Here is a 14,440-nt window from a genome sequence, read left to right on the forward strand (position 1 = left end):
CCGCAACCCCCACACCATCCCAACCACCCACCACCAACCCACGCTCGGGCGCACCCAGAATCTCCGTATCACCCACTGGGGCAGTTGGATCCGATACGACGGACCGCAGTAGGCGGACGAAGCGCTCCCCGAATTCGGTGACTGTGGTGCGCTCGAAGATATCGGAGGCGTAGGTGAAGGCGGCGTCGAAACCCACCGGGATTCCGTCCTTGCCACGCTTTTCGGAGAGCGACAATTGCAAGTCAAATTTGGCGACACCGATGTCGACTGAAACAACATCGACACCGAGTCCTGGTAGTTCGAGGTGAGGATCTGCGGTGTTCTGAAATTCCAACAGAACCTGGAAGAGCGGTGAATGAGATGGTGAACGCTCCGGAGCAACTGCATCGACGACTCGCTCGAACGGCACCTCGGTTTGCCCGAACGCTGCCAGATCAACTTCGCGAGTTCGTGAAAGGATTTCCTCGAAAGTCGCGGCGGTATCAACGGCGGTTCGCAGGACGACCGTGTTGACGAACATCCCGACCAGATCGTCGAGGACTTGCTCGGCGCGCCCTCCTACCGGAGTGCCGATCGCTATGTCCGGCGAGGCGCTCAGCCGTGCCAACAGAACGGCCAGCACTGCGTGCATCACCATGAACGGTGTCGCGTTGTGATTCCGAGCGAGTTCGAGGAGGTCACTGTGCACGTCTGCGGGCACCGAGAATCGGACCGATTCACCGCGCATGGATCGTTCCGCCGGCCTCGGTCGATCCAGCGGAAGGTCGATCACGTCAGGTAGACCGGACAGGGTGGACGTCCAGTAGTCCAACTGCTTCGCCTGGAGCGTGTCCGGATCGGCGTCACTGCCGAGCAGTTCGATCTGCCATTGGCTGTAGTCGGCGTACTGCACAGGCAAAGGCGGCCAGTCCGGTGCCCGACCGGCAGCCCGCGCCGCGTAGGCGCGGGTCAGGTCGCGGGCCAGCGGCTCGAGTGATGCTCCATCCGCCGAAATATGGTGAACCACCAACGCGAGGACGTGAACGTCCCGAGTGATTCGAAAAAGGGAGCCGCGCACGGGCACGTTCGCGCTCACGTCGAACCCCTCGCGAGCGAGATCGGCGACGCGCCTGTCCAAGGCTTCCTCGTCAACGGATACTTCCCACGCCATCTCCGACGTCACACGTTCCGAAGGAACCACGACCTGATGTGGACCGTCGACCGACGCCGGGTAGACGGTGCGAAGCGATTCATGTCGATCGACAACATCTCCCATCGCGAGTTTCAGCGCAGCCACATCCAACGCCCCTGACAGTCGGACCACCATCGGGATGTTGTAGGCCGGGGACGACGTGTCGAACTGATTGACAAACCACAGGCGTTGTTGCGCCAGAGACACCGGAATCTTGTCCCTGTACGAATGTGCCTGCAGGATTGGACGCTTCGAACGCGAGGGATCAACGCCGGAGGACTTCGCGTCACGCACGTGGAGAGCCAGTGATTCGATCGTCGGTGCTTCGAACAAAGTCCGCACCCCGAAATCGATTGCTTCAGCGGCATTGACTCGTGCGATCAGCTTTGTGGCGATCAGTGAGTTCCCACCCAGCTCGAAGAAGTCGTCACCCGCACCCACCGCCTCAGCACCTAGAACGTCGACAAAAATCTCGGCCAGCAGTAGTTCTTCGGCGCCCTCGGGCGGGCGAAAGTTGTCCGACCGAGCATCGAACCGAGGTGCCGGTAAGGCAGCGCGATCGACCTTTCCCGATGGAGTTACCGGCAACTCGTCGAGAAGAACAAAGGCCGCAGGAACCATGTACGACGGCACACGGCTCGCGGCGTACTGCGTCAGATCGGCCGTCGAGAGCGCACTTCCGCCGGCAGGCACGACGTACGTGGTAATCATCGTTGTACCGGAGGGAGCCGCACGCGCCACGGTAACTGCATTCTCGACCTGCGGACACGACTGCACGACGCTGTCGATTTCCCCGAGCTCGATACGGAATCCGCGAACTTTCACCTGGAAATCGCTGCGACCGACGTACTCGAGTGCACGGCCACGGCGCCGCCGCACCAAGTCCCCCGTTCGATACATCCGCCGGCCCGGGAGACCGAACGGGTCGGCCACGAATCGTCCTGCGGTCAACGCATACTTCCGGTGATATCCACGTGCGAGCGCGTCTCCCGAGATGTACAGCTCGCCCACGACACCGTCGGGGACGGGGTGCAATCGCTGATCGAGCACGATCTCCTCGAAACCGCGGAGCGGACCGCCCACTGTGATGTTCTCCGACGACACCATCGGCTCGCCGATGTTCGACATGACGGTGGTCTCGGTCGGCCCGTAGGCATTGCACAGCCGTCGGCCGGGAGCCCACCGCTGCACAAGATCCGGCGGACAGGCCTCACCACCGACCACCACGTCGCCGAAGTCCGAAAGGCCCTCGGGCGAAACTGTTCCGAGCGCCGCAGTAGTGACAAAACCATGCGTGACACGCTGGGATTCGAGGAAGCGAGACAGCTCGTCACCGCCGTAGATCGTGCTCGGTGCAATCACCATGGTCGCTCCGGCCCCGAAAGCCAGCAGGTATTCGAAAATCGAGGCGTCGAAACTCGGGGTCGAGAAGTGCAATGTTCGCGCATCCTGGGTCGCACCGAACCGCGAACGCTGTTCGGCAGCAAGCGCTTCCAGTCCGCGATGCGAGACCGTCACCCCCTTGGGGAGTCCGGTGGAACCCGAAGTGTAGATCACGTATGCGGGATTGTCGGGCCGGATCGGGTGCACCCGATCGACATCGGAGATGGAGCGCACAGACAGCTGTGCAAGTCGGCCACGGAACTCAGCGTCGTCGATTGCTATCCAGGAAATCGAATCCGGCAAACGATGAAGTTCGGAAACGACCGTGAGCCCCAGTACGGCGCCGGAATCGTTCAGCATGAAGCGAACACGTTCACCCGGATAGGTCGGATCCACCGGCACGAATGCCGCGCCGGCTTTGGTCACCGCCAACATCGCGACAACCGATTCGATCGAACGCGTCAAACCCAGCGCCACACTGTTTTCCGGACCGATGCCGCGGTCGATCAAGACTCGGGCCAACTTCGACGAACGCTCGTCGAGTTCTCGATACGTCAACTCGCCATCGAGATACGACAGGGCCACGCCGTCGGGGTGTGTGCGCGCCGCACCGTCGAACAGTTCGGCCAGGGTGCGGTGCGAAGCGCGAGGGTCACTGCGGACAGGCTGCATCGCGGATCGCTCGTCGTCGGACAAGATGTCGATGTCGCCGACCATCGTTGCCGGATCTGTGGTGACGGATTCCAGGACGCGCGCGAACCGCAAACCGAGACCACGTACCGTCTCGGCGTCGAACAGGTCGGTGGCAAACGCGAGCGTCACCGTGATTCCGGACGGCGTACCCACCTCGTCGAACAGTTCGACTGCAGACACTCCGAGATCGAAGCGGCCGAGGTCGGGAGGGTGCTCGTCAGCGCTGGCGACGGACTCGAACGTCACCTGTACAACCGGCGCATACGCAGGTACATCCTCCACCTCGAGCGACTCCGCCACCTGCTCGAGCCGTATCCCACTGTGCGGCAGCGCATTACTTCGAACCTCGACGACACTGCCCAAGAGCGCCGTGAACGGCGTCTCCAGATCGATGCGACTCCGGATGGCAACGATGTTCGCGTCGGATCCCGTCGGCGTACCGATTACCACGTCCGAAGCCCCGGACAATCGGCTCACCACTAGCGCGAAGCCCGTATGTAGGACCGCGCGTGTGTCCGTCCCGAGATCACTTGCCATTTCTGTAATCCGCGCGTGGGTGTCTGCGGCGATCACGACCTCAACCTGTGCACTGTCCAGCGATTGCGTTGCAGGCCTGGGTCGATCGAAGGGAAGTTGCAACAGTTCGGGCGCCCCGGTGAGCTCATGTCTCCAATACTCGAGGTGCCGCACTTCGCGTTGTCGTCGCTCGCCCTCCCGGGCCGTCGGGCCGTGAATGTCTGCGAGTTCGGCACCGGAATCAGACGCGATCAACTCTTCCAGCAAGCCGACAAAATTCCGGTGGTGCTCGCGTAAACCCGCCTCCTCGTATCGGATCGGGTTTGCCCGGAAGTCGACACGCAGCCTGTCGCCACTCGGATACACGTTGACCAGAAGGTCTTCCACCGGCCCGGAGGTGACGATGTGATACTCCCCAACCACCTCGCCCAACTGCACCTCCTGGCGAAACAGCATGACGTTGACCATGGGCCCGGCATATGAGTCTTCGCCTTCCAGACCGCTCGTCATACCTGCGTCCCGACGGATGTCGTCGAGGCTGCAGCGCTGGTGCCGCAATGCACCCATGAGCTCATGCTGGACCTGGGCGAAGAGTTCACCGACGGTGTCGACGGCTGCGACACTGATGAGCAGCGGCGCGACGTTCACCATCATGCCGCCCGAGTCCCGCAACACCGCCGTAGTCCGTCCGGACATCGGAACATGAATCTGGACAGTCTCTTTCGCCGTCATTCGCGAGAGGTACAACGCGAGCGCAGCGATGACCGTTGCAGCGTGGTTCTCGGATTCGTGGAGAAGGGCACAGCTCCGGTCCGACATCAGTGTGCTTTCGAGTCGGCTCTCGATGTGTGCGGGCCCAGAAGCCTCCGCCAAGCTGGATCCGGCACCGACTGTATTGCGCCCTGCCCAGTACTCACGGTCGGCAGCGAATCGATCCGACTGTCTGTACCGCTCGTCGATGTCGTACAGCGTGCGCAGTGTCGCGGCACGACTCGGCTGCAGATCATTTCTCGCCGCCGAGGCCGAGTACCGATGCGCAATGCGGTTCATCATGGTCATGGCACCGAAACCGTCGAGCGCGACATGATGGATACGGCTGTACCACAGATAGTGCGCGTCACCCACGCGCAGCACAGCGGTCGCAACGATTCCGTCGACTGCCAGGTCGAGCTGCGTCCGGCAATCTCGACGCATCCACTCGAGCGCAGCCTCGAAGGGATCCTCGGTCCAGCGGAAGTCGACCAAACCGACCGAGATTTCGGCCTTCTCGTCCACGTACTGCATCGGCTGACCATCGACCTCGATCACTTTGAGCATGGGAGATTGAAACTCGTAAGCACCTGCCCGCGTTTCGCGATCCAGTAATTCGACGTCGAGTTCGCCGCGCAACTCCACGTAGTGCGCTATCAGAATCGGGACTTCGGGATCGAATTGCTGAGCGAACCAGGTTGCCCGTTGGGCGGCCGAGAGCGGAAAGAGGGTCTCATCGAAAGGGTCGGTCCGTCTTACCTCGAGAGGTTTCACAGCGCCCCGCCCCGCATGATCTCCGCGGCCGCCGAGTGCGTAGCCGCGTCCGAATCAACAGCGCGAAAGCAAGAGGCTGATCGCGCCTCTCAAGCAGTCGTACCCAGAATCGGCAAGCACATGCACGGACCACCAGGCGATGTCACGTACGTATCGCTCATGTTTCACGTGCCCGATATGCACTAAAAGTGTGAATGTGTCCCGTCACCTCGGTAATGTCCCACTCCGAGACGACACATCCCCCGAGGGGAGCAGGCGCATGGACATCACCACCATTACCGACGTGATACGCCGACCACCGGATCGCCCAGGGGACGTGTGGCGTCCCGGCGACGCCTGGCTCGCGGGAGGAACGTGGCTGTTCTCAGCGGAACAACCCGACACACGTCGACTGGTCGACCTCACCGCGCTCGGTTGGACACCACTGGAGGTCGGCGCGACTCATTTCAGTGTCGGAGCTACGTGCACCGTTGCCGAACTGTATGCGTTTGTCCCGCCGGACAATTGGCGTGCGAGTCCGCTTATTCGCGTCAGCTGCGAGTACTTCCTCTCGTCTTTCAAGGTGTGGAATTCGGCCACCGTAGGCGGCAACATCTGTATGTCGCTTCCCGCCGGACCGATGATCACCCTGGCAGTTGCACTCGAGGCTACTTTCACGCTGTGGGCCACCGCCGGAACAGTGAGAACCGTCGACGCGTGCGACTTCGTGACCGGTGACCACCAGAATGTCCTGGAGCCGGGCGAAGTTCTTCGGAGCATCGAGTTCCCGGTGCACGCGCTCACCAAACGCCACGCCCACCGCCGCTTCAGTCTCACGCACCTCGGCCGTTCGACGATCTTCATGATCGCGACGCAGACTCCGGGAGCCGACGACTTTCACCTCACCATCACCGCCGGCACTACGCATCCGATCCGGCTGACGTTCGACACGATGCCGGACGAGCACTCTCTGCGACGAGCTGTCGACTCCATTTCGGCCGACAGTTGGTTCGACGATCCCAACGGAACCCCCGACCACCGCCTGCACCTCGCCCGTCACTACGCCGACGAGCTCCGAATCGAACTCACGGGGAGCCAGTCATGAGCTACACGGTGAACGACCGGAAGTTCGACGAGGAACCGTTCCCGGGGCAGTGTCTCCGGACGTTTCTTCGACACCTCGGACACCACGGGGTGAAGAAGGGTTGCGACGGCGGGGACTGCGGGGCGTGCACAGTGTGGCTCGACGGAGCGCCGATACACAGCTGCATCACGCCCGCCTTTCGCGCCGACGGTCGCGCGGTGACCACGATCGAGGGACTCGGTACGCCCGAAGATCTCCATCCGATTCAGCAACAGTTCCGGGATGCACCCGGCTTTCAGTGTGGGTTCTGCACCGCCGGAATGATCATGACCTCCGCGGCGCTCACCGACGCGCAGAAAGAAGACTTACCGCGAGCGCTCAAGGGAAACCTGTGCCGCTGCACCGGTTACCGATCCATCGAAGACGCGGTCAACGGTGTCGGCGCTGTCGAAGTTGCCCTCCCCGGACAGGCGGTCGGGACCAGCGTCGGGGCGCCGGCGGCCACCGACGTCGTGACCGGCCGAGCCGAATACACTATGGACACCGCGATCGACGGCATGCTGCACCTGAAAGTGCTGCACTCGCCCCACTCGCATGCACGCATCACCTCCATCGACACCACCGAGGCGCTCGCCGTCCCCGGTGTCCATCGCGTGTACACCTGGAAAGACGTGCCGCGCAAGCTCTTTACAACGGCAATTCATACCGACCACCTTGTTGATCCGGACGACACGTACATCCTCGACAACGTCGTGCGGTTCGTGGGTCAGCGGGTGGTGGCCGTCCTCGCCGACTCCGTCGTCGCTGCGGAAGAAGGCCGTCGGAAGGTGAAGGTCGATTACGAGATCCTGCCTTCCGTGTTCGATCCGGAAGAGGCCATGGCCGACGGCGCTCCAGCCCTGCACGGATCCGACGATCCCTTTGTTCGAGATCCCGAGCACAACATCCTGCTCGAACTTCACGGTCACGTGGGCGACGTCGAGGCCGGGTTCGCCGAGGCCGACGTCATCCACGAAGGCACCTACTTCTCGCCGCGAGTGCAGCACGCACATCTCGAGACGCACGGTTCGATTTCATGGATGGAAGACGGACGCCTTCACGTTCGCACGAGTTCGCAGTCCCCCTCCATCGCCAAGGTCAAACTCGCCCATCTCTTCGACCTCCGCCCGGATCAGCTGCGCGTGTTCTGCAAACGCGTGGGCGGCGGGTTCGGAGGAAAACAGGAAGTGATCAGCGAAGATCTGGTGGCGCTCGCCACCCTGGACACCGGTCGTCCCGTCTGCCTCGAATTCACCCGAGAAGAAGAGTTCACCACCGCGTCACCGCGTCATCCGATGAAACTCACAATCAAGCTCGGAGCAAAGTCGGACGGGACACTCACCGCGTTCCACTATCGCAACGTCTCGAACACCGGTGCATACGGAAACCACGGCGGAGAGACACTCTTTGCCGGCGGCGCGGCAGTCTCGCTCTATCGCTGTGCGAACAAGAAGTTCGATGCGTATTCCGTGTACACCAATAACGTCCCGAGCGGCGCTTTGCGTGGGTACGGGATGACTCAACCGGCCTTTGCCGTGGAATCGGCCATGACCGAATTGGCCATCGCGCTGAACATGGATCCGCTCGAACTGCGTCGACGCAATATCGTCCGACCGGGCGATTCGCTCGTCGCACTCGAAGACGGCCCAGACGACGTGATCTTCACCGAAGACGGACTGGGGCAATGCATCGATCTGATCGACGCGGCATTGAAGCGCCAACCGGTTCCCTCGCTCGGAGACGATTGGCTGATCGGCACCGGTACCGCCAGTTCACTACATGAGACCGCGCCACCCACCGAGCACATTTCCGAGGCTTGGCTCACCCTCGGCGAAGACTGTGTATACGAACTTGCCATCGGCACAGTCGAATTCGGTGAGGGAACTTCTACGGCCCACGTGCAGATCGCCGCGAATCAGCTGGGCACAACACCGTCACGTGTACGAATCATTCAGTCGGACACCGACCGAACCGGTTTCGACACAGGCGCTTTCGCCAGCGCCGGCCTGTTTGTCGCTGGGAACGCGGTACTTCGCGCGTCGAATGCGCTCCGCGATCGACTACTGGCCTTCGCCGCACATCACACCGGCGTCTCGATTGACCTGTGCTCGATGGACGACGACAAGATCATCTGCGGTAGTACTCGATTAACACTGCAAGAGTTACTCGAGGCTGCACGCCCGCGCGGGATCCGATTCACCGAAGCACGGAAAGCGTACGGGTCGCCGCGCAGCGTGGTGTCCAACACTCATGGCTTCCGGATCGCCGTCCATCGCATCACCGGCGAGATCCGCATCCTCTACAGTGTCCAAGCCACCGACGCTGGGGTGATCATCAATCCGGCGCAGGTGCGGGGACAGATCGAAGGTGGCGTCGCCCAGGGCATCGGCTTCGCACTCACCGAGAACTTCCACGTAGACGCGAACGGCGCGATGATGAACCCGAATCTACGTAACTACCGGATCCCGACCTATGCAGATGTCCCACGCACCGAGGTGATCCTCGTCGAGTCATCAGACTCCGTCGGCCCACTCCGCTCCAAGGGCATGGCGGAGTGCTGCATCAATCCGGTTGCCCCTGCTTTGGCGAACGCACTGCAGGATGCCACCGGGTCACGATTCCGGTCACTACCGCTCACCCCGGAACGCATCTACTCAGGCCTGAACCGATGACCGCGAACACGTCGGCGGACAGCGCGGCGACGGTCATCATCGGCCAGCGAGTGCGTGCCGGACTGGAGAAAGAATTCGAGGTCTGGCAGAAAGACCTCAACCGGGCAGCCGCAGATTATGCAGGCTTCCTCGGGGCAGAAATCGCGGCTCCGACGCCCACCCAACCTGATTGGGTGATCGTGTACCGATTCGACTCCATCGCTCATGTTCAGGCGTGGATCAACAGCGCGACGAGGCAGGACTACCTCGACAGCGGTCGTCAGTTCTTCGACGGCCCGGCCACGCAGCAGGTAGTGAGCGGCGGGATCAGGCCTCCGGACCCACTGCTGACTGTCGTAGTGACGCACCGAGTAGGTGACGACAGTATCGACGAGTTCCTTGCCTGGCAGGATCGCCTTCGTGAGGTGGAGAGTGCTTTCGACGGATTCCGCGGCACCGAACTGTTTCGCCCAGTCGACGGTGTGCAGGATGAGTGGACCCTGCTGTATCGCTTCGACAATGCTGCCCATCTCGACACGTGGCTGACTTCCCCTGAGCGACAACAGCTTCTCGCCGAGGGTCGCAAGTTCCACGACTTCGAACTGCGAACCGTGGACAATTCGTTCGGCAGTTGGTTTGCCTTCGACGAGAACGGAAACGAGGCCCCTCCACCTTCGGAGACAAAAACCTCGATCGCGGTCTGGGTCGGTCTCTACCCGACTGTCGTCTTGCTAACTTTGGCGCTGTCACCGCTGAAGCTGCCACTCTGGCTCGGATTGTTGATCGGCAACCTGTTGTCGAGCTTCATCATGAGCTTCTTCACGATGCCGTACTACGTGAATCGGCTCCTGCACCGTTGGCTGCGTCCACCTCCAGGGATTCCTGTCGCAAAAATCAACGCGCAAGGGGTGGCGATCGTCGCTGCGGTGACCTTGTTCTGGGTGGTCGTCTTCTACCTGGTGACTACTCAGTTCTGGTCGCTGCCCTGAGCTCTCCAGAACGCGAAATGCCAGCGTATGCACCGGGGCATGATTCTTCCCCGGTGCATACGCTGGCATTTCCAGTTATGGCCGTTCAGGCGGCCGTCGGTGGGCTGTTCCCGCCGATCGGATGCTGATACGGATCAACGGACATCGGTGGATAGAACACCGACTTCCGATCCGGGCCGATCTCGACCCGCCATTCGGTGTGGTGCAGTGTCCGATGATGGTGACCGCACAACAAGATCAGATTGTCGAGATCTGTTGGGCCACCATCATTCCAATGAACAATATGGTGAGCATCGCACCACCCCGACGGAGTCCCGCACCCCGGAAACGCACACCCGCCATCCCGAACCGCCAACGCCCGCCGCTGCGGCACCGTCGCCGTTCTCGCTTCCTTACCGCAGTCGAGCGGAACACCATTCTCATCCAACAAAATCCGCGTCACGGTGCAGTCGCAGGCGAGCATCCGGGCGGTGTCGATACTGATCGGGCCCACCCAATCCGTCCACGCAAATCCCAGCTCCTCGGTGGACGGCAACAGGTCTTTCAGAACTTTAAGGTCCGTCATGTCTTTCGCGGACGCGGTGACCGTGATGTGTGGTTTCACGCCGCCTTCGATCGGACCCAACCCCGCCCGCTCATAACGGCGCAACAATTCACAAAACCCGTCCGCACGCCGTAATGCCGGAGTACGCGTGTCCTTGACACCGTCCTTCTCCGGTGTCGGAGCGGACAGGCTCGACAACAAGGTGATCAGACGGGCCCCGTTAACAGCATCTAGGTCGCCCTTCACGGTCACCCGCCCGTACAAGCTTTTCGAGGCGTAGAACTCATTACGTTCGGAATCCTCACCGACCGGAACACCGTCCTCGCGTTTTCCGTACTGCTTCTCGATCCGCCGAATCGCTGCCCGCACCGCATCACAATCCGCGATGTTCTTCGACGCCAACCCGAGCAGAATCCCGCGGGCCTTGTCCACATCCGCCAGGGTCATGTTCTTCGGTGGATGCTGACAAAACGACGCCACCTGCCGGGCTTTCAACGCATCCACGTCACCCCGATGAAACGCATCGCCGACAACGGGTTCGAGCATCAGCAACCGCGCCAACCCGACCAGCAGACTGCACTCACCGATCTCGAGATTCGTCGAACCGTGCAACCACTGCGCGATCGCCCGAAAACCCTTCCCGCCGAGAACCTCACGGGAAAACATTTCCACGATCAACAACACCAACCGCGACTGCAACTCGTGCCGGACACGCACCAGATCCAGAACCTCACCCTTGAGATCCTCACCATCCAGCTGCCGTGCTTCCCGACTGACCATGCTCAAATTTTAATCGAACACACTTTCGACAACCAGAGACAAAACGGACGACTTTCAGAATCTCATACTCTAGATGTGCAGACAGTTGCTCGGTGCCGAGGTGACCGAAACCCGTCCATCTTGCGTTCGTCTACCAGCGAACAACCTAGATATATAGGGCTATTCGGAGGAGAGCCGTACTCGTGACGGCCATGAAATCACATCGTTCGGACGAATCAGACGTCACTGCTTCAGATGACCTACTCCCCGGCTCATTGGATCAGCGTTCGGCTTATCGACTTGAGCAGGAAAATCACCAAGATCACCAGACTCCAGAGCAGGGCTGTACCAATGAACATCAGTAGACAACCCCACCCCCAACCACTGGAATAGTTCTCGTACCTCATGGCGAGGCCTTCAACGTCTCCGTGCGGGCCGACCGCATACCTTGGAGCGGAGAGTTCACGCTTTCTGCTTCAGAGACGCACCTTTCGCGACGCATCCACAGGATATTTATACGCGCATTCACGGGTGAGGTTGACCCCGACATACTTGCGAAAAACCTTGTTTCAGAAAACTTTAGCTCTAGAGGATACCTGGCAGCAATCGATACCGACTGCTACCGATACATCCATCGACGCCAGTATCGAGTCGGCCGAGCGCATCGTGTTTCAATGACTCGCGCCGAAGTCATCCACTGTCGGACGAGCGGCAGCAAACGTCGCGGTCTGGCATTGCTCGCTTACTCGATCAAAATCTTGGTGATCATCACTCGTTCCCGTCCGGAAGGGGAACCGACCAGACGAGAGTTGTACCGCCGCCCTCACGGGACTGTGCGTCAAAGGTCCCACCCAAGGCGAATGCTCGCTCGCACAGGTTCTTCAGCCCGCGCCGATGTGCACCTGGTGGCAAGCCGATTCCGTCATCGGCGATCGTGACGGTCAATGAATCGTGCACATCTATGACGATCGCTACGGTGGACGCCTGCGCGTGTCGGACCACATTGCTGAGCGCCTCTCGCACCACCGCCTCAGCTTGCTCCCCCAGAGACGGATCGACGACAGACAGTGGGCCCCTTACTTGGACCGTCACCCGCAGATCGGTGTCAGCGCTCGTCTCGGCGACAACTTGGTTCAGGCGACTCCGAAGTGAAGGGGCGCCGTCCTCGGTCGCATGCAAGTCGAAGATGGCACGGCGAATGTCCTGAATGATGTCCTGCAAGTCGTCGATGGTCCCACTGAGCCTTTGATGTACTTCAGGAGCCCGCGTCCGCTGGAGCGTGCCTTGAACAGACAATCCGACAGCAAAGATTCGCTGAATCACGTGATCGTGAAGATCACGCGCGATCCGATCACGGTCAGCAAGTATGTCGAGTTCTGCCATTCGCCGTTGATTGTCTGCCAGCCGCAGCGCAACAGCCCCTTGATCGGCAAAGGCCGACATGGACGCCAACTGATCCGCTCCGTATTGCTCCGCCCCACGCAATTTCAATACCGCCAGGACTCCTCGAACCTGTTGTCCGTCTCGAAGTGGCAGCACGATCGCAGGTCCGTATTCATGTCCCTCACCGAACCCCGGATCGAATTCCAATGACTCCGTCACAATCGGAAATTTGTTCCGGTAGACCGCGCCCGATGTGGAGAAGTCCAACGGAATTCCGTGTCCGACCAAGGTTTCGGAATCAAGCCCGCTCGCGACAGTGACCACCAACTCGGCGGTCGCTACTCCCGTCAGCTCAGGATCCGGAGGTACCGCCAGAAATGCGCAGTCAGATGAAGTGAGTGACAACGACTTGTCTGCGATCAGTTGGAGAACCCCGAGCGCATCGGCGCCGGCCAACAATGCTGTCGTTACCTCGCCGGTCGCGAGCAGCCATTCTTGTTTCATTTTCGTCAGGGCGTACAGCTGGGAGTTGTCGATCGCGATGCTGGCGGCCGATGCGAGCGCGAGAACGATCATCTCGTCGTGCGCGGTGAAAGCTCGCCCGTTCGTCTTCTCGGTGAGGTAGAGATTGCCGAACACCTGGCCACGAGTCTGTATCGGTACGCCGAGAAAGGTTTTCATCGGCGGATGATGGTCAGGGAAACCCACGGAGGCCTCATGTTTCGACAGATCATCCAACCGCAGCGGCTTCGGATCAGAGATCAGGGCGCCGAGCACACCGCGTCCGCGGGGAAGGTCACCGATCAGTTCCCGCCCGGTCTCGTCGATTCCTTCGTAGACGAATTGCTTCAGTTCCTCACTGTCGCCGACCACTCCGAGCGCACCGAACTTGGCATCGACCAACGCGATAGCCGATTTGACGATCGTACGCAGAGTCGTATCCAAGTCGAGTCCTGCCGAGACCGCCAGTAGAGCTTCGAGAAGTCCGTCGACATGAATGCGTTCGCCGGACGGCACGCCGAAGTCGTTCGGTACCATTCCGGCATGAGCCTCAGAACCCGGCTCGGAGTGAGTCATGGCTGCGGAAGGTGCTCGTGCATCTTCGTTGCCAGTATCGCCGCTTGAGTTCTGCGCTCCACGCCAAGTTTGCTCAACAAACGGGAAACGTAATTCTTCACGGTCTTCTCCGCCAAAAACATTCGCGCCGCAATCTGTCGATTCGTCAGGCCTTCACCAAGTAATCCCAGCAATACGCGCTCCTGCTGGCTCAGTTCCTCGAATGGGCCGTTCTTGTCAGCCGCATCGGTACGCAATTTCGCCATCAACGCCGCAGCAGCTCTGTTGTCGAGCAACGATTTCCCCGCGCCGACATCTCGCACCGCCCTGGCCAAGTCCAGTCCCTTGATGTCCTTGACCACGTAGCCACTGGCACCGGCCAGTATCGCATCGAGCATCGCCTGATCGTCTTCGAACGAGGTGAGGATGAGGCATCGCAATGCAGGCAACTTCGACAACAACTCGCGACACAGTTCGATCCCGTTTCCATCCGGAAGCCGAACATCGAGAACAGCCACGTCTGGTTTCAGAGCAGGTATTCGTGCCATCGCGTGGGCATAATTCGACGCCTCCCCTACTACCCTCAGCCCCGGGTCTCCCTCGAGTAACTCCACGAGGCCACGGCGCACAACCTCGTGATCGTCCACCAGAAATACGTCGGTCATGTGA

At 60.7% G+C, this 14,440-nt stretch carries 7 protein-coding genes; 3 read left to right on the plus strand and 4 right to left on the minus strand.

Going from position 1 to position 14,440, the window contains the following annotated elements; translation table 11 throughout:
* The coding region (locus ABX74_RS24930; protein WP_047889951.1) for a non-ribosomal peptide synthetase at nt 1-5,287 on the minus strand (5,287 nt) is incomplete at its 3' end.
* Between the two features lie 259 nt (nt 5,288-5,546).
* On the opposite strand from ABX74_RS24930, the gene ABX74_RS24935 reads away from it, so the two are divergent.
* From ABX74_RS24935 to ABX74_RS24945, 3 genes are read left to right on the plus strand one after another with little or no spacing between them, the layout of a single operon-like run.
* Nucleotides 5,547-6,371, plus strand: a complete 825-nt coding sequence (locus ABX74_RS24935) for an FAD binding domain-containing protein (RefSeq protein WP_019748692.1) — start codon at nt 5,547-5,549, stop codon at nt 6,369-6,371.
* Nucleotides 6,368-9,061: a molybdopterin-dependent oxidoreductase gene (locus ABX74_RS24940; RefSeq protein ID WP_047889925.1), complete on the plus strand. Its 2,694-nt coding sequence runs from the start codon at nt 6,368-6,370 to the stop codon at nt 9,059-9,061. Before ABX74_RS24935 ends, ABX74_RS24940 begins: the two co-directional genes overlap by 4 nt.
* The gene (locus ABX74_RS24945) at nt 9,058-10,029 is read left to right on the plus strand and encodes an antibiotic biosynthesis monooxygenase (protein ID WP_047889926.1); all 972 of its coding nucleotides are present in this window, start codon (nt 9,058-9,060) and stop codon (nt 10,027-10,029) included. The genes ABX74_RS24940 and ABX74_RS24945 overlap by 4 nt, the downstream gene beginning before the upstream one ends.
* Before the next feature lie 85 nt (nt 10,030-10,114).
* Here ABX74_RS24945 and ABX74_RS24950 read toward each other — a convergent pair whose 3' ends face one another.
* The 3 genes from ABX74_RS24950 to ABX74_RS24960 all read right to left on the minus strand — a co-directional run bounded on the left by ABX74_RS24950 (nt 10,115) and on the right by ABX74_RS24960 (nt 14,436).
* Nucleotides 10,115-11,353, minus strand: a complete 1,239-nt coding sequence (locus ABX74_RS24950; RefSeq protein WP_047889927.1) for an HNH endonuclease signature motif containing protein — start codon at nt 11,351-11,353, stop codon at nt 10,115-10,117.
* Between the two features lie 747 nt (nt 11,354-12,100).
* Nucleotides 12,101-13,792, minus strand: a complete 1,692-nt coding sequence (locus ABX74_RS24955; protein ID WP_053062079.1) for a GAF domain-containing sensor histidine kinase — start codon at nt 13,790-13,792, stop codon at nt 12,101-12,103.
* Nucleotides 13,789-14,436, minus strand: a complete 648-nt coding sequence (locus ABX74_RS24960) for a response regulator transcription factor (protein ID WP_020907981.1) — start codon at nt 14,434-14,436, stop codon at nt 13,789-13,791. Before ABX74_RS24960 ends, ABX74_RS24955 begins: the two co-directional genes overlap by 4 nt.
* Nucleotides 14,437-14,440: the final 4 nt, after the last annotated feature.

It is taken from the genome of Rhodococcus sp. ARP2 (assembly GCF_001029585.1).
GTDB lineage: Bacteria > Actinomycetota > Actinomycetes > Mycobacteriales > Mycobacteriaceae > Rhodococcus_F > Rhodococcus_F erythropolis.